Below are 21,401 nucleotides of genomic sequence, written 5' to 3' on the forward strand. Positions count from 1 at the left end.
CGGACAGCCTCCTAGTCCGGAGCTGTTATGTCGCAATTTAATATCCTTAATCTACCCAAACCTTTTTACCTGATCTTTTTTATCAAGTTATGGGGGCGCTTTGGTTACGGCCTTCAGGCTCTGTTATTACTGTACCAGGTGCGTCAGCTGGGAATGGAGGATGACCACGCATTTATTACCTTTGGTGCTTTCAGTGCCTGTGGTGAAAATGAGCTAATCTGTGAAGGTCGGTATTTATTGTGAGGTGAGTGCTTATGCCGTTTGTCTCTGTGAAAACGGTCAAGGGGCTGTTTAATGAAATCCAGAAGCAGGAAGTGATGGATGGAATCTCTAAGCTGCTGGTGGAGGTTGCAGCAGGTGGTGAAGATCGTTTTCAGCAGGCGGTCTGGGTGGTCATTGAAGAGGAGGAGCCCGGAAACTGGAGTCTTGGGGGGAATAGCCCGGAGCTGGAGGCATCAAGACAAAAGCGGGGAACCGGTAAGCCCTGACACCAGAAACGATAATTTCATAAGGTTGGTTACTTATTGGTTCCCTTGGTAATTACCCTGCTATAAGATGCGAAAAATAAAAGACAATAAGCATGTGATGGAGTGATTGTGCCGGAAGTCGTGATCAGTGGTACCGGGTTATATACCCCACCGGGGGCCATCAGTAATGATGAGCTGGTCAATGCATTCAATGCCTGGGTCGACCAGCAGAATGAAAACAACAAAGAGGCCATAGCCGCCGGTGAATTGGAACCGCTGGCCCGAAGCAGTAGTGAGTTTATTGAAAAAGCCTCCGGAATTGTTAGCCGCTACGTGGTTAACCGGGAAGGTGTTCTTGATCCGCAGAGAATGGTTCCACGAATTCCCGAGCGTGGCAATGAGGATATCTCTGTCCAGTGCGAAATGGCACTCCATGCTGCCAGAGGGGCTCTTGCCCAGGCCCGGGTAGAGCCATCCGGCGTGGATATGATTATTGTCGCCTGTTCCAATATGCAGCGCCCTTACCCGGCCATTGCCGTTGAGATCCAGCAGTTTCTCGGTGGCGGTGGTTATGGTTATGACATGAATGTCGCCTGTTCTTCGGCTACCTTTGGTATCCAGGCTGGCGTCGACGCTATTCGCAGCGGGTCTGCAAAACGGGTATTGATGGTGAACCCGGAAATTTGTTCAGGTCATCTGAACTTCCGTGACCGGGACAGTCACTTTATTTTTGGTGATGCCTGTACTGCCGTATTGCTGGAGAGTGAAGACATTGCCAGGCGGAAAGATGGCTACCGGGTACTCGGTTGTCACCTGTGGACTCAGTTCTCCAATAATATCCGTAACAACTTTGGCTTTCTGAATCGTGCGGATGAAACCGGTGTCGGCAAGCCCGACAAACTGTTTGTCCAAAATGGCCGGAAAGTCTTTAAAGAAGTTTGCCCCCAGGTGGTGAAGCATATTTCTGATCACCTTGAGTCTCTTGCACTGACCCCCGGTGATTTGAGCCGTCTATGGCTGCATCAGGCAAACTTGAATATGAACCAACTGGTGGCGCGCAAGCTGCTGGGCCGTGAGCCGAAGCCCCGGGAAGCGCCGGTGATTCTTAATGAGTACGCTAATACCAGTTCAGCCGGTTCGATCATTGCCTTTCATAAACACTCGCTGGATCTGACATCGGGGGATAAAGGTGTCATTTGCTCTTTCGGGGCAGGTTACTCCATCGGTAGTGTGGTGGTTGAAAAGCAGTAATTTTCATATTGGTTCCTGGGACATGGTTACAATGAGTTTGACGGGCTGTCGTGCCTCCGTACTCCGTTCGTCCTGAGCTTGTCGAAGGACCCATAGGGCCTAAAGGCGGAAACTCCGGACTTTGATAGATCGTGCCAAGCACCCTTCGACTCCGCTCAGGGTGAACGGAGATTTTACACGTCAAACTCACTTCAACCATGTACCAGGCCCAGGTGATAAGTCCAAACTTGTCACCGGGCTTCCGGCTGTATATGCTTGTCCGCTTTTTATTGAATACGTCAATAAATTTGTCACATTCCAAGCCAGACGATGTCTCTATAATACGATCTCTTGCCGCAGAGAACGGATGGCTGGCAACAGGAGCTTTTCATGCGCGTTATTCTGCTGGGTGCACCGGGCGCCGGTAAAGGGACTCAGGCTCAATTTATCATGGAAGAGTATGGTATTCCCCAGATCTCTACCGGGGATATGCTGCGGGCTGCGATCAAGAACGGCACTGAGCTGGGCAACAGGGTCAAGGCCGTCATGGATTCCGGGGCGCTGGTTTCTGACGACATCATCATTGCCCTGGTCAAAGAGCGTATTGCTGAGAGTGATTGCGCCAACGGTTTCCTGTTTGATGGCTTCCCACGCACCATTCCCCAGGCAGAAGCCCTGCGTGATGCCGGTGTTGCCATTGACCACGTTGTGGAAATCGCGGTTGATGATGAAGAAATCGTCAAGCGCATGAGTGGCCGTCGCGTGCACCCGGAAAGTGGTCGTACTTATCATGTGGTCTTTAATCCACCCAGAGAAGAGGGTAAGGATGATGTGACCGGTGAAGCCCTGGTGCAGCGCGCAGACGATGAAGAAGAGACGGTACGCAAGCGTCTGGGGGTCTACCATGATCAGACTGCGCCATTGGTTGAGTTCTATCAGCAAGTGGGTGGCGATACCCGTTACAGCCGCATTGAAGGTGTCGGCTCTGTTGATGAAATCAAACAGCAGGTGCTGGACGCGCTGAAGCCTGTTCTCGCCTGAGTGAGATAGTTGCCTGATGTTGTTGCCCGGGCAATAACTGTTGATCAAAACAAAAGTCGGGGGTGTGAGAAAGCGCCACCGGCTTTTTTGTAATGACTGAAAATACGGTTGTAATGAACTGCCGGTCTTATCAAAATAGTCGGCTGGCCATGTTGCTGACGCTCACCAAAACAGTAAAGACTCCCCATGAAACTGCTTGCTCTTGATACCGCAACGGAAGCCTGTTCTGTTGCCCTTAACCTTGATGGCGAAGTGATTGAACGATTTGAGCTGACTCCCCGCCGACACAGCCGTGATCTGCTGCCAATGGTTGAAGACGTTCTGGCTCAGGCCGGCTTAAGCCTTAAGCAGCTGGATGCCCTGGCCTTTGGCCGGGGGCCTGGGGCATTTACCGGCCTCAGGGTGGCGACCGCCATGGTTCAGGGGTTGGCGTTTGCGGTTGATCTGCCGGTGGTTCCGGTCTCGACGCTGGCTGCTCTGGCTCAGCAGGGGCTCAGGGAGCACAAGGCAGCAAAAGTGTTGAGTGCCATTGATGCCAGAATGGATGAGGTATACTGGGGTGCGTTTTCCGAGTCGGATGGCTTAATGGTGCCGGTTGCTGCGGAAATAGTGACCCTGCCAGAAAACGTTGTAGTACCGGTTATGGATGGGTACTGGTTCGGGATGGGCACTGGCTGGGCATTCAGACATCGACTGTCGGCCACCGTGGTTGATTGTCAGATTGAAGCCTGGCCCAGGGCCCATTATATAGCCCTGCTGGCTGCTGCCGACTTTAAACGGGGTAAAGGGCTGCCTGCGGAGCAGGCCATGCCGGTTTACCTTCGGGATAAGGTAGCTCTGAAAAAATCAGAACGTTAAGACAAGGACGGATCGTTATGGACACTCTACAGACCATTATCCTGGCGCTGATCCAGGGCATTACCGAATTTCTTCCAATCTCCAGCTCGGGTCACCTGATTTTGCCCGCCCAGCTGCTTGGCTGGACGGACCAGGGGCTGGCATTTGATGTCGCTGTGCACATTGGTACGCTGGCTGCCGTCATTGCCTATTTCTGGAAAGACCTCTTTGCCATTGCCCGTGACTGGCTGGGCTCTCTGGTGGGGAAGGGCGCTACCGTTAACAGCCGTCTTGGCTGGTATCTGATTTTTGCCACATTGCCCGCCGTGGTATTTGGTCTGGTCCTGAAAAAAATGGGTCTGGATGAGGCGATGCGGACCGTTGCGGTTATTGCCGGTACCACCCTGATTTTTGGTGCCCTGCTGGGTTGGGCAGATCTGCAAGGCAAACGTATTCAACCCCTGGAGCAGATGTCTTTCAGGCAGGCGATGCTGATTGGCCTTGCCCAGGCGCTGGCGCTGATCCCGGGCACATCCCGTTCTGGTATTACCATGACGGCCGCGTTAATGATGGGCTTTACCCGTGATGCGGCTGCCCGATTCTCGTTCCTGCTGTCCATTCCTGTGATTCTGGGGGCGGGTAGCCTGTTGATGCTGGATCTGGCAGAAAGCACGGTGCCGGTGGACTGGCCGACACTGTCCCTTGGAACCCTGGTGTCGGCTGTCAGTGCCTGGCTCTGTGTGCATTTCTTCCTGGCATTTATCAACCGTATCGGGCTTATGCCATTTGTTATCTATCGGATGGTTCTGGGTGTGGTGCTGCTTGGGTTTGTATTCTTCTAGAAGGGAATAATGATCGGCTGAGAACCAGCCGATCATTTAACTGCCGGTTTCAGACACCTTTGATTCTATCGTAAGTCTTGTAGAGAATCGCTTCTTCCTTGGTGATTCGCTTGCTCAATGCCTTGATGATGTTGTTGCAGTCCTGCTGAAAGTTTTCGTTGGTATTATCACCATTTTCATACAGGGCGAAAAAAACCATCACGTCGGCAGAAATCTTATCCATATCCAGCGCATAGTCAGTCAGGGTAGACTTCAGGCTGTCATCGTTCTCAGCGGCTTCCCGCAATACCGGATACAGGTACTTATCTTCTTTGTTTAAGTGGGCCAGCAGCATTTTTTTTGCGGAAAGTATCAAATTTCGACCTTGCTGGTTGTCAACACCCACTTCACGTGCTTGTAAAAGCAGGTCACTGATTTGCACGTGTTCACTTTTGAATTCCCGGATTAACTGAGACATTTGTGTTCACTCCCTGAACATAACGGTTTCTAATATTTTAGGACGATATTACTACATTCGTCTCAAACCGTTAATTATTAACCGTTTTGAGTGGCTGGCCCACCTTCAGGCTCTGCTTCGACCTCTATTGCCCGGGCAGCCCACTGGCCATTGATAAACAAAGGCATTGTTTATTTTTTGTCTTTTTGGGCAGTTTTTACCCTGCAAAATCCCCCTTTGTGTCAAAAATCCTCTGCTATTCTTGTTTGGTGTGAAAAATCATTGGGGCTCAAATGAGTACGATCTTTTTAGAAATTACGACCTTCATTTGGGAATATTTACTGATCTATCTGCTGCTGAGTGCTGGTGTTTACTTCACTGTCAGAAGCCGATTTGTCCAGTTTCGTTATTTTTTTCACGCATGGAAGCTGACGCTGGGGTCTCGAAAGACATCAGGTAATGAAATCTCTTCTTTTCAGGCCCTTTGTACCAGCCTGGCTTCACACGTGGGTACTGGTAACCTGGCCGGGGTTGCCATTGCTATCTTTATCGGTGGCCCCGGTGCGGTGTTCTGGATGTGGATCGTTGCCCTGCTGGGAATGGCCTCCAGTTTTGTAGAGAACACGCTGGCGCAGCTCTATAAGACCAACAATAAAGATGGAACTTTTCGTGGTGGCCCTGCTTACTATATAGAGAAGGCACTTGGCCTGCGCTGGCTGGGTATTTTATTTTCAGTTCTCTTGTTAACGACCTTCGGGTTTGTCTTCAATGCGGTCCATGCTAACTCGGTATCCCAGGCGGTTTCCGGTCATATGGCGATAAGTCCGGTATTGGTCGGCCTGGTCATTGCCGGTGTGACCGCTGTGATTATTTTCAGAGGGATCCACTCGATTGTTCATTTTGCAGAGTTAGTGGTTCCGGTAATGGCACTGGCTTATCTGCTGATTGCTTTTGGTGTTGTCGCTTTTCATTTGAATGAAATGCCTGCCGTTATCACGTTGATTTTTGACAGTGCATTTGGTCTGCATTCAGCCGCAGGTGGTGCTATTGGTTATTCCGTAGCACAGGCCATGATGCAAGGAATCAAGCGAGGCCTGTTTTCCAATGAGGCTGGTATGGGCAGTGGTCCCAATGCTGCTGCAACTGCGACACCCAAACCAAACCATCCGGCGGCTCAGGGCATTGTGTCGATGATCAGCGTGTTTATCGATACCATTGTGATCTGTACAGCGACCGCAGCCATTGTGCTGCTATCCGACCAGCTGGGATCAGGCGGTACCTTCAATGGTATCCAGCTGACTCAGGCTGCGCTCGCTGGTATTGTCGGTGGCTGGGGGCAGTGGTTTATTTCCATTGCTGTCATCTTTTTTGGTTTTACATCGGTGATTGCCAATTATTACTATGGTGAGTCAAATCTTCTGTTTATCCGTAACAGTCCCCGTTTATTGCAGGTTTATCGATCTGTTGTCGTATTTTTGGTCTTTCTTGGTTCAATCGCATCCCTCGAGATGGTATGGTTGGTTGCCGACTTGGCCATGGGGCTGATGGCACTGATTAATCTTGTGATCATCCTGTTGCTCAGTGGCCCGGTTATGCGGGTATTGAGGGATTACGATTTACAGTCAGGATCCGGCCGATCCCCTGAGTTTAACCGCATTCGTTTTCCTTTTCTGGATCGAACGATTGATAAGGATGTCTGGGTTCATAAACCTGAATCTGAGGACTCACTCGAACGCATTGGTAATGCCAATTTTCAGGAGACGAAGTCCTGTTAGCAAAAGTTGAAACGTTGATGTTGGTTGATCTTTATCAGGTATTGCTTATTTGAGGAATGTTGTTGACAAGGTAGTCTTTTACATTGCCTCGTGTTATCTGAAATTAAACAATGAAAGATTATTATCAATAGTGTCATTTAATTGATAATTGGTGTGTTCATTATTTGTTTCCTGATGAAAAAGCCTGTTTTGTAGTTTGCTATTTTGAAATGGTGGGGCTTCCTGATTGTTTAAGAAATGTTTTATTTTACCGTAAGGGTATTCTAAATTTTTGTTCAGGCTTTCAATTGCATCAGTTGTTATTTGTACGTGTTGGTGATCGTTTTATGCGTATTTTTGTGGTTTGTTATTTGGCCTGAATTGGACATAGGATGTGTTGTTGTTAAAGGGTTCCAGGAAGTTTTTAAAGGATTTCCATTGTTTGATTGGTAGGTGTTTATACTTATCATCCAAGGTTTATTCCCTAATGTTATAAATCTTAATTTGAAATAAAAATCGAGAATACACAATGCGCCGGAAATTTTATGAATAACTTAATAGACTCCATCAATGGTCTGCTTTGGGGCAGCATTCTTATGTACCTGCTTATGGGGGCAGGTCTGCTTTTCACGGTAAAAACCCGCTTTGTTCAGATTCGCCGGTTTACTCTGGCAATGAAAACCATGCTGGGCAGCCGTGCGACTGATTGTTCTACTCATGTCTCTCCGTTTCAGGCGTTTTGTACAAGTCTTGCTGCACGGATAGGTACTGGCAACATAGCGGGTGTCGCGGTTGCCATCACTATGGGTGGGCCTGGTGCTGTTTTCTGGATGTGGCTGATTGCGGTTCTGGGTATGTCCACCAGTCTTGCCGAGAATATTCTTGCCCAGCTTTATAAGACCAATAACGGTGATGGTACTTATCGAGGTGGCCCGGCTTATTACATTGAGAAAGCCCTTGGGCAGCGCTGGCTGGGTATTATCTTCTCCATCTCCCTGATTATTGCGTTTGGCTTTGCCTTTAACAGTGTGCAGTCTAACTCCATTGCAGCAGCATTCAGTGGCTACGAAATTCCAACGGAAGCTATTGGTATGGGGCTGGCAATGGTGAGTGCCCTGGTCATCTTCGGTGGTATTCGCTCCATTGCCAAAGTGGCAGAGATGGTCGTCCCGATCATGGCTTTTGGCTATCTGGGTGTGGCCCTGGTGGTGGTATTTATGAATATCACAGAGCTGCCGGCGGTCTTCAGCCTGATTATCAAGAGCGCTTTTGGTCTTGATAGTGCTGTCGGTGGTGGAGCGGGTTACGCGGTATCCCAGGCGATGCAGCAGGGCATCAAGCGTGGTTTGTTCTCCAATGAAGCGGGTATGGGTAGTGCCCCTAACGCAGCGGCAACCGCACACTCGAATCATCCTGCCAACCAGGGCATGATGGGGATGCTGGGTGTATTTATGGATACGATCATTGTCTGTACTGCGACCGCTTCTATTATCCTGATGTCCGGCGTAATGGACGGTTCTGGTGTAACAGGTATCGAGTTGACGCAGCTGGCTCTGGAAAGCCAGGTGGGGCCGGTCGGTAAGCACATGGTAGCTGCGGCTATTCTGTTGTTTGCTTTCAGTTCGATCATTGCCAATTACTACTATGGTGAATCAAACCTGCGCTTTATCATGGACAAGAATTGGCTGGTAAACGTTTACCGTATTGCTGTACTGGGTATGGTGATCTGGGGGGCAAGCAGCAGCCTGCCAACAGTGTGGGCTTTTGCTGATGCTTCCATGGGGATCATGGCACTGATTAACCTGACGGCTATTCTGATGCTTTCTGGTATTGTTGTTCAGGTTCTGAAGGACTTCGATGATCAGGTGGCATCCGGTGTGACACCGGTATTCAATCGTCGCAAGTTCCCATTCCTTGATAAAACCATGGACGCAGACGTATGGACCGAGCACAGCTCAGGTCCGGTTGAAAACTCTGAGAAGGCAAAAGTTAAACGCACTGCGGCACCAGACGTTTAATTCTGACTTGGCTGAAATCAGTGAAGGCCACTTTTTCAGTGGCCTTTTTTTATCCTAAGGAGTTGTCTGGAAATAACTTCCCTATTTTCATTGCCTGACTCCGTTCGGACTGAGTGCAAGCTTGTCGAAGTTCGGTGGCACGACCCTTCGATACTTCGACAATCTTAGCACTCAAGGTGAACGGAAATCGGGAACTTATTAAAAGACAATTCCTAAATACCGCCGTTTGACCTTCGTTTGACCTTCAAATGATTATCAGGTTCAAAATTTCAGGATCAAGACTGAACGATCCTGATTGTGGGGGAGACACGGCAAAAGTTGAAAACTGTCGCTTCATAAAATTATGCAAGATGATTGTTGTTCAACTGACTTTTCTTCCACTTCAGTCGAATATAAAAATCGTCTCTTTCAGCCAACCAGCCGCCACGTTCAAAGTCCCTGCCAACCTCATCTGCACAGATCGCCTGGCGATTTAATGGCAGGCCGTTCAGGCAGCATTCCGCTTTGAAACGCACCAGCGCCAGCATTGCTTTCGCTGCCGTATAATCCTTGACCACATCATCCGGTGTGATCTCTTGGCCAGTCAACGGCGGTTGCCTCAGGCAACATGCCGCTTTGAAGTGCGCCATCTCAAGTTTGCCTCTCGCGCTATTCGGAAAAGCACTAAGCACATCGCCCGTTCTGAGCTGTTGGCCTCTGAACGGCATACGCCTCAGGCAACATTGCCCTATGAAGCGCGCTATCTCCAGTTGGCTTCCCGGACTATTCTGGAAAGCCCTGGTCACCATGTGTGGTAAGACCGGATTACCCAATGGCAGGCCTCTTAAGCAACATCCCTGCTTAAAGAACGCTATCTCCAGTTTGCCTTCCGGGCTATCCGGGAAAGTCTCAAGCACCTCTTTCAGTGAGATCCGCCGGCCGTGAGGCGGCGGTTCCCTCAGGTAACACTGTGCCTTGAAGATGGCCATCTCAAGTTTGCCTTCCGGACTATCCGGGAAAGCCTCGATCACAGCTTCCGGTGAAACCTGCCGACCATGCAGCAGCAGTTCCTTCAGGCAACATTGAGCTTTGAAGAGCGCCATCTCAAGTCTGCCTTTCGGAGTATTCGGGAAAGCTTCGACCACAGCTTCCGTTGAGACCTTCTGGCCATGCAGCGGCATTTTTTTCAGGCAACAACGCGCTTTGAAGAACGCTAACCTCTCTTTGCCTTCCGTGCTATCCGGGAACGCCTCGACCACAGCTTCCGTTGAGACCTTCTGGCCATTCAGCGGCATGCCCCTGATGCAACAATTCGCTTTGAAGCGCGCTATCCCCAGTTTGCTTTCCGGCCTGTCCGGGAAAGCATTAACCACTTCATCTGGTGTGAGCTGAAGGTCATTCCATAGCAGGCCCCTCAGGTAACATTTCGCTTTGTTGTCCGCTCTTTCAAAAAGCAACAATGACATGCTTTTATCGCTGACCAACATTTTTTTAATAACATAGTCTGATCGAAGGCACGACACATGACGTGTATGAGTCGCACTGAAATGAACAAAATCAAAAAAAGATAAATTACTGGCAATGAGAACCAGTAGTTCATCAGGAAGTTTGTTCAAATAACAGCTATCAGGTTGGCAATGTACTTCTTTTACGGTTCTGATACCAAAAAACGCAAATGGAATTGACGAGTCAGGGGTTTGGGGATCAAGAATGTACGACTGTACTCGGGGTGATACAGCAGGGGCTGGAAACATAATATAGATCCTTGTTCACCTTTTTTTCTATGAGCCCGGAGTCTGAAAAAAGTTCCACTCATGACCGGCTTGATCCAGCCCTGAAACGTTTCAAGGCAGGGCTGGATCAAGCCGGTTGTGGATGGTTCGGATAAATAACCGGGCATCTGTAAGCTCAAGATCTGCAAGGGACAACGCCAGGTGGTTTTTGCTGCCATCGGTTATCAATCGCAGGCCGTCAAAGTTCAGCTCACCAAGCGTGCTTGGGATCCGCAGTCGAATCAGGCCATTGTGCCTGAATTCAATCGTTGACAAATCAGGGTTGAATTCAAGTGTGTCAGCGGAGCCTGCTATCAGCAGAGGCTTGAGCAGAGTTTCCAGCGTGCTATCAACCGGCTCCGCATGTTCTTTCGCAAGCAGTGGGTAAACCGGAGTGAGCAGAGCCATTGACAGGGAGGCGGATAAACGCAGCTGGCTCTGGCTGGAAAGTGCCCTGCGCAGTTGCCATCGTGACAGCATGCGCTGTTCTATCAGGTACTCTCCAAGCAGCTGCTCATGGCTTGCTGACTGGTGAATGGCGGCATCAAGCTGCTCTGGAGAGATATATCCTTTTTTTATCAGGATCTGGCCCAGCATTGAGTTGTGGTAAACTGCCTGCCGTTTTTGTTCTTCCATCATTAAAGTCCATGATCTTGCCGGGGCATTGCTTTCAATATCGGCCAACGGGATAATGGTTTGATCATTGCGGATGGTCGAAAGCGGTTGGTCAAACCAGTGCGAAAATCGTTTTCGCCAACTATTCTCGTCATGGCTCGTTGATAACGTGCCATGAATGTTTTCTTCAACAGGCTCATTCATGTCAAAAAATACCGTGGATACTGAGAGCTTTGCCTTTGAGCAGTCTTTGGTGGAGCTGGAGACATTGGTCCAGAAAATGGAGTCCGGCGACTTGAGCCTGGAAGAATCTCTGAAAGCCTTTGAACAGGGCATTAAACTGACCCGTGGCTGCCAGAAAGCATTGACCGATGCCGAGCAGAAAGTTCAGCAGCTGCTTGTGCAAAATGGTGAACTGACCACAGAGCCATTTGCTGCTGACGGTGCAGAGCCTTCAGCAGATAGAGGGCTGTGAAGATGGCAAGCCCTGTGCCGCTTTCAAAATTTATCGAGCAGTGTCGTTTACAGGTGGATCAGGCGCTCACTGAAGTCCTGCCTGATGACAGTAAGGTCAGCCCCCTGCTGCTGGAAGCGATGCGATACAGTGTTTTTAATGGTGGCAAAAGAGTGCGACCAACGCTGGTCTATGCTGCCTGTCATGCTTTGGGTGGGGATGTTAAGCAGGCCAACCCTGCCGCCTGTGCTGTGGAATTAATCCATGCCTACTCACTGGTTCATGATGATTTGCCGGCAATGGATGATGATGACCTGCGCAGGGGCAAGCCAACCTGTCACAAGGCATACGATGAGGCAACTGCGATTCTGGTAGGCGATACGCTGCAGAGTCAGGCCTTTGAGGTGTTGGGCAATGCCCGTTTATGTCCTGATTCAACCCTGACTGACAGTGTTCGATTGCAGCTGGTGACGATCCTCAGCCAGGCGTCAGGACTGGCTGGCATGGCGGGTGGTCAGGCGATGGACCAATGCGCCGCCGGGACGGAGCTGAGCCAGCAGCAGCTTGAGTTGATGCATACCCATAAAACCGGTGCTCTGATTCGGGCCAGTGTCCGTATGGGAGCATTGTGTGCCAGGCCGTTACAGGGCGAGGAGTTGCAGTCACTGGAACATTATGCAAGAGCCATCGGTCTTGCCTTCCAGGTTCGGGACGATATTCTGGACGTTATTGCTGATACGGAGACGCTGGGCAAGCTTCAGGGAGCAGATATGGCTCTGGACAAACCAACGTATGTTTCCCTGATGGGGCTGGAGGCAGCGAAAGCTTATGCCAGAGAGCTTCACCATGCTGCGATCAGCGCCCTTTCCGGATTCGACCATCGTGCTGATTTTCTTCGCCAGATTGCCGATTACATCATTCGAAGAAGCTATTAGTGTTGTAGGTGGCTTCAGGAATCCAACCTATCTGATTTGTCAATTCTACGGGCTAGGCTGCACAACAAGATTGTGCGATGCTATTCCAGTCAGGTTGGGTGTACAATGCCAGCCAGCGGATCATCCCAGACGTTATTACGAGCACATGTTTCACGAGATACCCAAGACACTGCCTGATACTCCTTTACTGGATCAGGTAAATAATCCGGAACAGCTTCGCGCACTTGAAGAATCCCGTCTGCCACAACTGGCCCGGGAGCTGCGGGAGTTTTTATTGTATTCCGTTGGGCGGACAGGGGGGCATTTTGGTGCCGGGCTTGGTGTAGTGGAGCTGACCATTGCGCTGCACTATATGTTTAACACTCCGGAAGACCGTTTGGTCTGGGATGTGGGTCACCAGGCTTATCCGCATAAAATTCTGACGGGGCGCAGGGACAGAATGTCATCCCTGAGACAAAAGGATGGCCTCGCCGCTTTCCCGAAAAGAGATGAAAGTGAGTTCGATACGTTTGGTGTCGGGCATTCCAGTACGTCTATCAGTGCGGCGCTTGGCATGGCCATTGCCGCCCGGGCTAAAGGTGAAAAGAGGCGCGCTGTTGCAGTGATTGGCGATGGCTCCATGACGGCGGGTATGGCCTATGAAGCCATGAATCACGCAGCGGATGTAAAGGCCAATATGCTGGTGATTCTTAATGATAACGATATGTCCATTTCCAGAAGTGTTGGCGGGCTCTCCAACTATCTGGCCAAAATACTTGCCAGCCGGACTTACCACCATATTCGTGAAGGCAGTAAAAAGGTTCTGAATGTTATTCCCCATGCCTGGGAGCTGGCAAGACGAACCGAAGAACACGTCAAGGGAATGGTGGTTCCCGGAACGTTGTTTGAAGAGATGGGGTTCAACTATATCGGCCCTATTGATGGTCATGACCTGCCCATGCTGGTTCATACCCTGAGAAATATGAGAGACCTGGAGGGCCCTCAGTTTTTGCATGTGGTGACTCAGAAGGGGAAAGGGTTTAATCCGGCCGAGCAGGATCCGATTGGTTACCATGCCATTACCAAGCTGGAGCCACAGGCAACAGAGAATCTGAAGACGGTTGCCCCCAGAAAGCCCAAATACGCCAATGTTTTTGGACAGTGGTTGTATGATATGGCCGCAGCGGATGAGCGGTTGATGGGTATTACGCCGGCAATGAAAGAAGGCTCTGACCTGATTCGTTTTGCGGATCACTTTCCGGAGCGTTACTTCGATGCGGCGATTGCTGAACAGCACTGTGTCACCCTGGCGGCAGGCATGGCCTGTGAAGGCCTCAAGCCCGTTGTTGCGATCTACTCGACATTCCTGCAGCGTGCTTATGATCAGCTGATTCATGATGTCGCAGTGCAGAATCTGGATGTGCTGTTTGCCATCGATCGTGCCGGCATGGTGGGGGAAGATGGCCCAACCCACGGTGGCTGCTACGACATTGCCTATCTGCGTTGTATCCCCGATATGCTGGTGATGACGCCGGGTGATGAAAATGAAACCAGACAGCTGTTGTCTACAGGTTTTCTTTATAAAGGGCCGGCATCGGTTCGTTATCCCCGGGGAACAGGACCAGGTGCTGAGATTTGCCTTGATCTTGCGCCTTTGCCTGTTGGTAAGGGGGAAATTCGTCGTAAAGGAAGCCGGGTAGCGCTGCTGGTGTTTGGCACCTTACTGGGGAATGCCCTGGCAGCTGCTGAGTCGCTGGATGCCACGGTTGCCAATATGCGGTTTGTTAAACCTCTGGATGAAGCGCTGGTCAAAGAGCTTGCTGCTAACCATGAGTTGTTGGTGACCCTGGAAGAAGGGTGTATTGCCGGTGGTGCGGGCTCAGGCGTGATGGAATATCTGCAGAAGCAGGAAATTACTGTGCCGGTGCTGAACCTTGGTATTCCTGATACTTACATTGAAGCGGCGAGCCATAAGGAGCAGTTGGCTCAGTGCGGGCTGGATCAGGAGGGCATTATTCGTTCGGTTCGTGACCGGATGGAGCGGATAGAGCGGAAGTCATTTCACCTTGGCAAAACGGCTACTCCGGCTTAGGAGCTGTCCTGAAATAATTTCCACATTTCTGGGTTTCAAAACTACGTTCGTCCTGAGCCTGTCGAAGGGCGTGAACTCCGGCCTCATGTATTGTGCCAATCACCCTTCGACAAGCTTGTATGTTTAACCTGTCTCTGATTACTTGTATAAGTGCAGAGACGGGGTGAGGGGCATCGACTGCTTACTGCCTTCAGGACAGACTGACTCAGGATGAACGGAGATCGAGTTCAAAATGTGGAAATTATTTCGGGGCATTCCTTAGGGGGTTTACCCTGAACAACTGTCTTTCACACGACAAAGTCGAGATGAAAAAAAGGGAGCCAGCTGGCTCCCTTTTTGATGTTATTGGATTTGTTCAGGCCATGTTATACATGTGCCCCAGCTTCCACACTTTAGTGGCCAGATAACGCTCGTTGTGAGGGTTTTGACCGGTCTGGTGCGGGATTCTTTCGGCAACCTGAATGCCCAGGTTGGTAAGGGATTCAACTTTGCGTGGATTGTTGGTCATCAGTTTCAGGCTGGAAACGCCAAGATGATCAAGCATGGTTTTGCACATGTCATACTTGCGCATATCCGGCTCAAAACCCAGTTCTTCGTTTGCCTGAACCGTATCCATGCCGCTGTCCTGAAGGTGATAGGCGCGAACCTTGTTCAGCAGACCAATGCCACGGCCTTCCTGGCGGAGATAAAGCAATACTCCCCGGCCTTCTTCAGCAATGCGCTCCAGGGCCGCCTGAAGCTGCGGGCCGCAGTCGCAGCGCATGCTGAACAGTGCATCACCCGTCAGACATTCGGAATGAACCCTGGCAAGTACCGGTCCCCCCTGACTGACATTCCCCATGGTTAATGCCAGATGCTCCTTGCCCGTACCACTGTCTTCGAAGCCATACATGATGAATTCGCCATAGGGCGTGGGTAAGCGAGACTCTGCAACAAAACTAACAGACACTCACTGCTCCTTATGTAGTTCGTGACCGGATTGTATCAGTCTGTGAGGCGTCAGGCGAGTATGGTAATAAGGCAGAAAAATAGAGAGAACTACCGGCTGACCCGGAACAATGGGTTAGTAATTTGCCTCAATCTGCATGACTCCACGATGCTCTGACAGTTTGACGTGTTTCAGAAAGCTCATGCCTAATAATACGATGTCAGGGTAGGAGCCTTCGATAACGGTTGCTTCTACGTGATTTACCCGAATGTTGCCTAGAATCACGCTCGATAAATTTACCTGGTAACCATCAACAAGATCGCTGGCGGTTGCTACTTTAATTGGGTTTCCTGCCTGATAATCGATGCCCAGACGTTTGGCGTCCAGTGAGTTAATGGCTAAAACATTAGCACCAGTGTCCACCAGAACATCAATGGCGCGGTCATTAATCCGTCCCCGGGTGATGTATTGTCCCCGGTTATTTCGGGATATTTTGATGATGGCTTGCTCAGGCTGTTGAATGCCACCGTTCATATCCCGGCTCATCTGGTAGGTTGCAGCTTTGCCATTGACTTCCAGGGTGGCACTGGTGCTGGTCGCTTTCAGCAGTTTTACGCCTGCCACCGATTTTCCATCTGTAGCCAGTAAATGCCGCTGACCGTCGATGATAACCAGTGCTTTATTGGAAAACAGACCAACAACGTTGATATTGCTGGCATAGCTTTGGGTGCTTATGGCCAGGGCCAGAAGAAAGGTTGACAGTCTCATGATGTATTCTTTTCTTATACTTATTGCTTTTGATGATATCAGAGGCTTAAGCCAGGTTAACAATCTCTATGTAGGGTTATGTGAGAACTTCCTTCAGATAGACATAGTGAATGGCCTGCAGGCATAAAAATGCAAAGACACCTGCCACCAGGTCATCAACCATAATGCCAATACCGCCGTGAACTTTTTTATCCAGCCAGCTGATCGGCCAGGGCTTCCAGATATCAAACAGCCTGAACAGGATAAAGCCCAGAAGAATCCATGGCCACCCTGCCGGGGCAGCAATCATGGTTATCCAGAAGCCGCAGAATTCATCCCAGACGATCGCTGGATGGTCATGCACCCCCAGATCTTTTGCGGTCCGCCCGCAGAGCCAGAAACCCACCACGGAAGCGACAACTATAACCCCAAGGTATGTCCAGAGACTTAATCCCTGCAGGAGCAGGTAAAAGAACACGGCGGCAATGGTGCCGAAGGTCCCGGGCGCTTTAGGAGCCAGCCCACTGCCGCAGCCAAAGGCGAGAAAGTGGACAGGATTTTTCCAGCAGGTTTCTCTTGGTGCTATGGCTTGTCTGGTAGAGAGCGTCATGGGCTTTATATTCTTTCAGAAATCAAAAATGAGTGTAGGCTTTTTTGCTGAGCAGGTTGCCCTGTGGGTCTCTGATTATTCCAGACTCATCATTAATCTGGCCAATACAGGTAATGCGGCAGCCATCTGAGAGTTTCGCTGGCAGCGTCTGAGCCAGGTGGCGGGGAATCGTGAAACAGAGTTCGTAATCGTCACCACCGGTCATGGCCAGGGTGAGGGCGGTATCCTGGTCATGGCAACGGCCAAGGGCAGCAGACCTGGGAACCAGATCGGGCTCGATTTCTGCGCCTACGTTACTGGCTTCGAGGATATGGCCAAGATCACCCAGCAGCCCATCGGAAATATCCAGGGCCGAGGTAGCACCTGCCTGGCGCAGCCATTGGCCGGCGAATAGGCGGGGGGAGGGGTACCAATAGCGATGTAACAGGTATTTAAGGCTTTCATCACCGCAGGTTTCCGGTGTCTCGCCGCTCAACACAGAAGGCAGAGCCCCGGCTGCATCACCCAGGGTGCCGGTAATACAGATAAGATCACCGGGCCGGGCACCACTGCGTAACAGGGCCTGTCCTTTGGGGACCAGCCCCTGGACCTGTAGCGAGAGGGTCAGTGGTCCTTTTGTGGTATCTCCACCAATCAGCGGGATTTTAAATCGCTGGGCAAGCTGGGCAAGACCTTCAGAGAACTCTTTCAGCCAGAGCTCGGAAACTCTGGGCAGGGTCAGGCCGAGGGTAAAACTGTGCGGATCTGCCCCCATGGCGGCAAGATCACTGAGGCTGACGGCCAGGGCACGGTAACCAAGGGCGAAAGGATCGCACTCACCGGGAAAGTGAACCCCTTCCACCAGAGTGTCCAGTGACTGGGCAAGCTGCATATCCGGGGGGATGTCAAAGAGCGCACAGTCATCACCAATGCCAAGAATGCTGCTGGTATATTGCCCTTGAATCTGTGCGATCTCAGGGCGAGCAAAATAGCGTTTGATCAGCTCGAATTCACCCATTACACCAGTGGCCATAAATCCCCGTTACATGGTCAAGTCGTCTTCTGTGCCTGACATCCGTCATGGCGTAAGCAGCTTATAATCAGCCTATTTTTTCCGGTAGGCTTGCACTTCCTCAGAACGCAGGCGTGGTGCCAGCTTGTCGAGGATGCCGTTAATATAGCGATGGGAGTCCTGGGCACCAAAGCGCTTGACCAGTTCAATGGCTTCATTGATCACCACCCGGTAAGGAACATCCTTCCGGTTGATCAGTTCAAAGCAGCCAATGCGCAGGGCTGACAGCTCCACCGGGTCAAGCTGGCTCAATGGGCGGTCCAGTACGGCGGTCATCGCTTCATCAAGCTGGTTGGTTTGATTGGGCACACCATGAATGATGGCACTGAAATAGTCGGCATCCACTTTGCTGAAATCATTGTCCGTGCGGAATTGCGCTTCAATCTGGTTCAGTGGTGATTTGGCAATTTGCCACTGATACAGTGCCTGAAGGGCCAGCTGTCGTGCTCTTCTGCGAGCCGACGGGTTAAGCCGGTCTGCGCTCTTCTTTTGAACGGGGTTGCCTTGTGGGTTATTCATTGGCGAGGTGCTCACCTCAAGCCTCCAGATTCTATAAAAGGGATATCATTTGAAAGGCACAGGCCTTTCCGCCCTTGCTGCCAGATTTTGTCGGCCACCAGGTTTGTTACCGTCAGAGCATCAAGGGGAAGCACTTCAACTTCCAGATTAACCTGAGACGGCTTTTAAACACATTCGTTAGCAACGCAATCAAAGTGCGGTGTACCACCAGAAGGTGAACCAACCAAATAGTAATAGCAAAGGCAACTTCTGTATTAAATACAGATGAACGATATCCGATCAGTTTACATGATCGGGTAACGTTCATTGTGATTTTTTTACGCTATTGAGGGGCTATTTCCATCGGATGAGTTACTCACCAAATGGCAGATACTCCACAACTTCCAGGTCAAACCCGGAAAGAGCCGCAAAGCGGATGGGCGAGCTTAACAGGCGCATCTTGCCAACGCCCAGGTCCCGCAAAATCTGTGAGCCGGTGCCAATGGCCTGGTAGGCTCTGGACATTCCATCGGAAGACGAACGCTCATTGGCATCAACAAAGCGCTCCAGGGCCATTCCCAGGTCCTGGTGGCTGCCGGGATCAAGCAGTACAACAACCCCGCAGCCTTCTTCGGCGACCCTGGCCATGGCTTTATGCAGAGACCATCTGGTGCGGGTAGCGTCACTGTGTGCTGCCAGCAGGTCACGGAACGGTTCCATGGCGTGAACACGAACCACGGTTGGTGAGTCCGGCGTGATATAGCCTTTGCTGAGCGCCAGGTGTTTGCAGTCGCTGATGCTGTCCTGGTAAACCGAAAGATCAAACTGGCCAAAGTCGGTATTAATGACCCGTTGCTCAACCTTTTCTACGGTTTTTTCATGGACAATCCGGTAGTGGATCAGGTCGGCAATAGTACCGATTCTCAGGTCGTGCTTTTCTGCAAACGCTTCCAGGTCAGGGCGACGGGCCATTGAGCCATCTTCATTCATGATCTCAATAATGGCGGCTGCCGGTGTCAGTCCTGCCAGACGGGCAAGATCACAACCGGCTTCGGTGTGGCCAGCGCGGCTCAATACCCCGCCGGGTCTGGCACGAAGTGGGAAAATATGACCTGGCTGGACAATGTCGGCCGGGCGTGAAAGTGGGTCAACCGCCGTTAAAATGGTTCTGGCCCGGTCCTGAGCGGAAATACCCGTGGTCACCCCTTCTGCCGCTTCAATGGATACGGTGAATGGTGTGCCATAGCCAGACTGGTTGTCCGAAACCCCCACCATTGGTGGAAGGCCAAGGAAATCACAACGATCGCCGGTCAGTGTCAGGCACAGCAGCCCCCTGGCCTCACGGGTCATAAAGTTAACAATTTCCGGGGTGATTTTCTCCGCAGCGATGATCAGATCACCTTCGTTTTCACGGTCTTCATCATCCATCAGTATGACCGGCTTACCGAGGCGAATGTCCTCTAGAAGTTCTTCGATGGAGTTCAGCTGCATAATGTCCCTCTGATAACCGGTGGTTTCCGGTACGATTTCTTATCAGCTATAAGCGAAAAAATGTGTGGCGGCTATTTTACTCTTTTCGTCAGGGGTTAAAAGCGGTTTGTGGGGAATCTGTGCTTTGTTGTGATTTGCCTGTGATGTTTCTGGACGTATTATTGCTGTTTATCTGGCTGGTCACTATTCAATGGAATGATAAAGGGACTAATTATAATGTTTGGAAATGCATCGGATGTATTAAAGTCTTCTGCTGACGTTCTTGAAAATTGGAACAGTGAAGGTAACCACAGCCGCTGGCGATCCCTGGATATGCAAAAGGTGAATACGTCAGATGGACGACTGGTTTATAAGCTGGAGGTCAAGGAAGGTTTTTTTTCTTATCTGGTCAATCATGTCAAATGTTTCCTCCTCGCACCCCATTACAGGAAAACCATGGAGGAAGCGCTCCAGGCACCCACCATAGAGAAAAGCATAAAGGAGCGGTATGTTGCAGGGGTTAACAAGGGGGGGGGTGCCCTTTGTGAGTCACATACCATATCAGCAATCATTGCCAGCAATCGAGGGTGGCCAGAATGCAAATCGTCAGACAACCGGATCGACAGAGTCAGGCGATGATTCAGGTTATGAAACGGCCAGTAATCTGAGTGACATTCCTGACCCATTGGATGTAGATGACACGGAGCGTGTATATAGGCTTCCTGATGAAGCGCAGGATGAAGGTTATTCTGAGAGCCCTGTGAGCCATAACCATGCTGACGTATTTAATGATGATCTCCAGCAAGCAATAGAGCAGAGCATGGTGACTGAGGTCACGGATCAGTTGAGACGTGCTGACCGAGACCGGGAGGCCAGTGAGCTGTCAGAAGCTATACGTCGTAGCCTGGCTACTGCAACTGATGAGAATGATCCCGCTTTGGCCCGGGCGTTAGCGCTCAGCAGAAAGTCGCAGATACAGGATGAGCAAATGCGTAGTGACAGAGAGCGAGCAGATGTGGCAAAGGCTATTCAGCGTAGCCTGGACTCAGGCACTTCAAAGATTACTGAAAGTGATCCCGCTATGACGCAGGGTCTCGCTTCAAGTAAAGAATCGGACGCCGTTCGACGAGCAAAAGCTATCCGGAAAGAGCGAAAGGCGGCAGCCATACTCGAGAAATACCACCGGAAGTTTGTTAAGACGGTTCGCGATGGCAATTGTTTTTATGATGGTATGTCCAAAATTAGACGTGATGCCAGCATCACGGAATTAAGACAAAAATCCTACGATGAGGGAAAAAGGTGCCTGGATGGTAATGGTAAGCTGGAGTTTCACCCGGCACTCACTTCTTTATTTAAAAAACAAATTGAAAATTTAAAGGAGTCTTATAATTATGCCGAACAGATTGATCTTCGTCTGATGGCGTGTACACAAAATTGCAGGATCATTGTTTGCGATCTTGATGAAACGGTAATCAACGTTCTTGGCTCTAAAGGTGAGCTTGAAGAGTATCCAAAAAAAACATTGTCTGAAGTCATGGGGCAATACCCTGAGGCAGAATTATTTGTGTACGATGAAGAAGGCAAGCACTACATGACAGGCGAGAGATAGCTGTGTTGTGACGGCAGGCTTGCTTTTCATCTTTTGT

The 21,401-nt window shown here is 50.5% G+C and carries 22 protein-coding genes; 13 read left to right on the forward strand and 9 right to left on the reverse strand.

Going from position 1 to position 21,401, the window contains the following annotated elements:
• The first annotated feature begins 27 nt into the window (after positions 1–27).
• The 6 genes from ACO6V1_RS11870 to ACO6V1_RS11895 all read left to right on the forward strand — a co-directional run bounded on the left by ACO6V1_RS11870 (position 28) and on the right by ACO6V1_RS11895 (position 4,417).
• Positions 28–243 carry a hypothetical protein gene (locus ACO6V1_RS11870; RefSeq protein ID WP_269675439.1) on the forward strand — a complete coding sequence of 72 codons (216 nt, stop codon included), beginning with the start codon at positions 28–30 and terminating at the stop codon, positions 241–243.
• 11 nt (positions 244–254) lie between these two features.
• A complete protein-coding gene (locus ACO6V1_RS11875; RefSeq protein WP_163373103.1) occupies positions 255–488 on the forward strand; it encodes a tautomerase family protein in 234 nt (77 codons plus the stop codon).
• A gap of 108 nt (positions 489–596) precedes the next feature.
• Positions 597–1,718 carry a beta-ketoacyl-ACP synthase III gene (locus ACO6V1_RS11880; RefSeq protein WP_422462481.1) on the forward strand — a complete coding sequence of 374 codons (1,122 nt, stop codon included), beginning with the start codon at positions 597–599 and terminating at the stop codon, positions 1,716–1,718.
• A 369-nt stretch (positions 1,719–2,087) separates the two neighbouring features.
• Positions 2,088–2,738: an adenylate kinase gene (adk, locus tag ACO6V1_RS11885; protein WP_269675437.1), complete on the forward strand. Its 651-nt coding sequence runs from the start codon at positions 2,088–2,090 to the stop codon at positions 2,736–2,738.
• A 186-nt stretch (positions 2,739–2,924) separates the two neighbouring features.
• Positions 2,925–3,596, forward strand: a complete 672-nt coding sequence (gene tsaB, locus ACO6V1_RS11890; protein WP_422450176.1) for a tRNA (adenosine(37)-N6)-threonylcarbamoyltransferase complex dimerization subunit type 1 TsaB — start codon at positions 2,925–2,927, stop codon at positions 3,594–3,596.
• Between the two features lie 17 nt (positions 3,597–3,613).
• The gene (locus ACO6V1_RS11895) at positions 3,614–4,417 is read left to right on the forward strand and encodes an undecaprenyl-diphosphate phosphatase (protein ID WP_422450177.1); all 804 of its coding nucleotides are present in this window, start codon (positions 3,614–3,616) and stop codon (positions 4,415–4,417) included.
• Positions 4,418–4,466: 49 nt separating this feature from the next.
• Here the strand turns inward: ACO6V1_RS11895 and ACO6V1_RS11900 are convergent, their stop codons facing one another.
• Positions 4,467–4,874, reverse strand: a complete 408-nt coding sequence (locus ACO6V1_RS11900; protein WP_422450178.1) for a hemerythrin domain-containing protein — start codon at positions 4,872–4,874, stop codon at positions 4,467–4,469.
• Positions 4,875–5,146: 272 nt separating this feature from the next.
• Between ACO6V1_RS11900 and ACO6V1_RS11905 the strand changes: the two genes are divergently transcribed.
• A complete protein-coding gene (locus ACO6V1_RS11905) occupies positions 5,147–6,628 on the forward strand; it encodes an alanine/glycine:cation symporter family protein (RefSeq protein ID WP_422466975.1) in 1,482 nt (493 codons plus the stop codon).
• Positions 6,629–7,152: 524 nt separating this feature from the next.
• Complete coding sequence (locus tag ACO6V1_RS11910; protein WP_422450180.1) at positions 7,153–8,625, forward strand: alanine/glycine:cation symporter family protein; 1,473 nt, start codon at positions 7,153–7,155, stop codon at positions 8,623–8,625.
• A gap of 341 nt (positions 8,626–8,966) precedes the next feature.
• Here ACO6V1_RS11910 and ACO6V1_RS11915 read toward each other — a convergent pair whose 3' ends face one another.
• The gene (locus ACO6V1_RS11915; protein WP_422450181.1) at positions 8,967–10,070 is read right to left on the reverse strand and encodes a hypothetical protein; all 1,104 of its coding nucleotides are present in this window, start codon (positions 10,068–10,070) and stop codon (positions 8,967–8,969) included.
• A 378-nt stretch (positions 10,071–10,448) separates the two neighbouring features.
• Positions 10,449–11,195, reverse strand: a complete 747-nt coding sequence (locus ACO6V1_RS11920; RefSeq protein WP_422450182.1) for a hypothetical protein — start codon at positions 11,193–11,195, stop codon at positions 10,449–10,451.
• Here ACO6V1_RS11920 and ACO6V1_RS11925 point away from each other — a divergent pair.
• The 3 genes from ACO6V1_RS11925 to dxs all read left to right on the forward strand — a co-directional run bounded on the left by ACO6V1_RS11925 (position 11,194) and on the right by dxs (position 14,451).
• On the forward strand, positions 11,194–11,466 hold the full coding sequence (locus ACO6V1_RS11925; RefSeq protein WP_422450183.1) for an exodeoxyribonuclease VII small subunit: 273 nt from the start codon (positions 11,194–11,196) through the stop codon (positions 11,464–11,466). The two genes, ACO6V1_RS11920 and ACO6V1_RS11925, sit on opposite strands and share 2 nt — an antisense overlap.
• Positions 11,467–11,468: 2 nt before the next feature.
• Positions 11,469–12,380 (forward strand): polyprenyl synthetase family protein, encoded by a 912-nt coding sequence (locus tag ACO6V1_RS11930; RefSeq protein WP_422450184.1) that lies wholly within the window; start codon positions 11,469–11,471, stop codon positions 12,378–12,380.
• Positions 12,381–12,525: 145 nt separating this feature from the next.
• On the forward strand, positions 12,526–14,451 hold the full coding sequence (gene dxs, locus ACO6V1_RS11935; protein WP_422450559.1) for a 1-deoxy-D-xylulose-5-phosphate synthase: 1,926 nt from the start codon (positions 12,526–12,528) through the stop codon (positions 14,449–14,451).
• 355 nt (positions 14,452–14,806) lie between these two features.
• Here dxs and ribA read toward each other — a convergent pair whose 3' ends face one another.
• The 6 genes from ribA to ribBA form a co-directional block, all read right to left on the reverse strand.
• Entirely contained in the window at positions 14,807–15,400 is a 594-nt protein-coding gene (gene ribA, locus ACO6V1_RS11940; protein ID WP_101748396.1) for a GTP cyclohydrolase II, read from the reverse strand.
• 114 nt (positions 15,401–15,514) lie between these two features.
• A complete protein-coding gene (locus ACO6V1_RS11945; protein WP_422462490.1) occupies positions 15,515–16,147 on the reverse strand; it encodes a retropepsin-like aspartic protease family protein in 633 nt (210 codons plus the stop codon).
• A gap of 76 nt (positions 16,148–16,223) precedes the next feature.
• Positions 16,224–16,736: a phosphatidylglycerophosphatase A gene (locus ACO6V1_RS11950; RefSeq protein WP_422462492.1), complete on the reverse strand. Its 513-nt coding sequence runs from the start codon at positions 16,734–16,736 to the stop codon at positions 16,224–16,226.
• A gap of 22 nt (positions 16,737–16,758) precedes the next feature.
• Positions 16,759–17,748 (reverse strand): thiamine-phosphate kinase, encoded by a 990-nt coding sequence (gene thiL, locus ACO6V1_RS11955; RefSeq protein WP_422450187.1) that lies wholly within the window; start codon positions 17,746–17,748, stop codon positions 16,759–16,761.
• A gap of 72 nt (positions 17,749–17,820) precedes the next feature.
• Complete coding sequence (gene nusB / locus ACO6V1_RS11960) at positions 17,821–18,306, reverse strand: transcription antitermination factor NusB (RefSeq protein WP_422450560.1); 486 nt, start codon at positions 18,304–18,306, stop codon at positions 17,821–17,823.
• Between the two features lie 351 nt (positions 18,307–18,657).
• Positions 18,658–19,776 (reverse strand): bifunctional 3,4-dihydroxy-2-butanone-4-phosphate synthase/GTP cyclohydrolase II, encoded by a 1,119-nt coding sequence (gene ribBA, locus ACO6V1_RS11965; RefSeq protein ID WP_422466977.1) that lies wholly within the window; start codon positions 19,774–19,776, stop codon positions 18,658–18,660.
• 216 nt (positions 19,777–19,992) lie between these two features.
• On the opposite strand from ribBA, the gene ACO6V1_RS11970 reads away from it, so the two are divergent.
• Together ACO6V1_RS11970 and ACO6V1_RS11975 are read left to right on the forward strand one after the other, a co-directional pair.
• Positions 19,993–20,394, forward strand: coding sequence for a hypothetical protein (locus ACO6V1_RS11970; RefSeq protein ID WP_422466979.1), 402 nt, complete (start codon positions 19,993–19,995; stop codon positions 20,392–20,394).
• A 46-nt stretch (positions 20,395–20,440) separates the two neighbouring features.
• The gene (locus tag ACO6V1_RS11975) at positions 20,441–21,364 is read left to right on the forward strand and encodes a hypothetical protein (RefSeq protein WP_422466981.1); all 924 of its coding nucleotides are present in this window, start codon (positions 20,441–20,443) and stop codon (positions 21,362–21,364) included.
• Positions 21,365–21,401: the final 37 nt, after the last annotated feature.

Origin of the sequence: Endozoicomonas sp. ALC013, assembly GCF_049310205.1 — a bacterium.
Taxonomy (GTDB): domain Bacteria; phylum Pseudomonadota; class Gammaproteobacteria; order Pseudomonadales; family Endozoicomonadaceae; genus Endozoicomonas.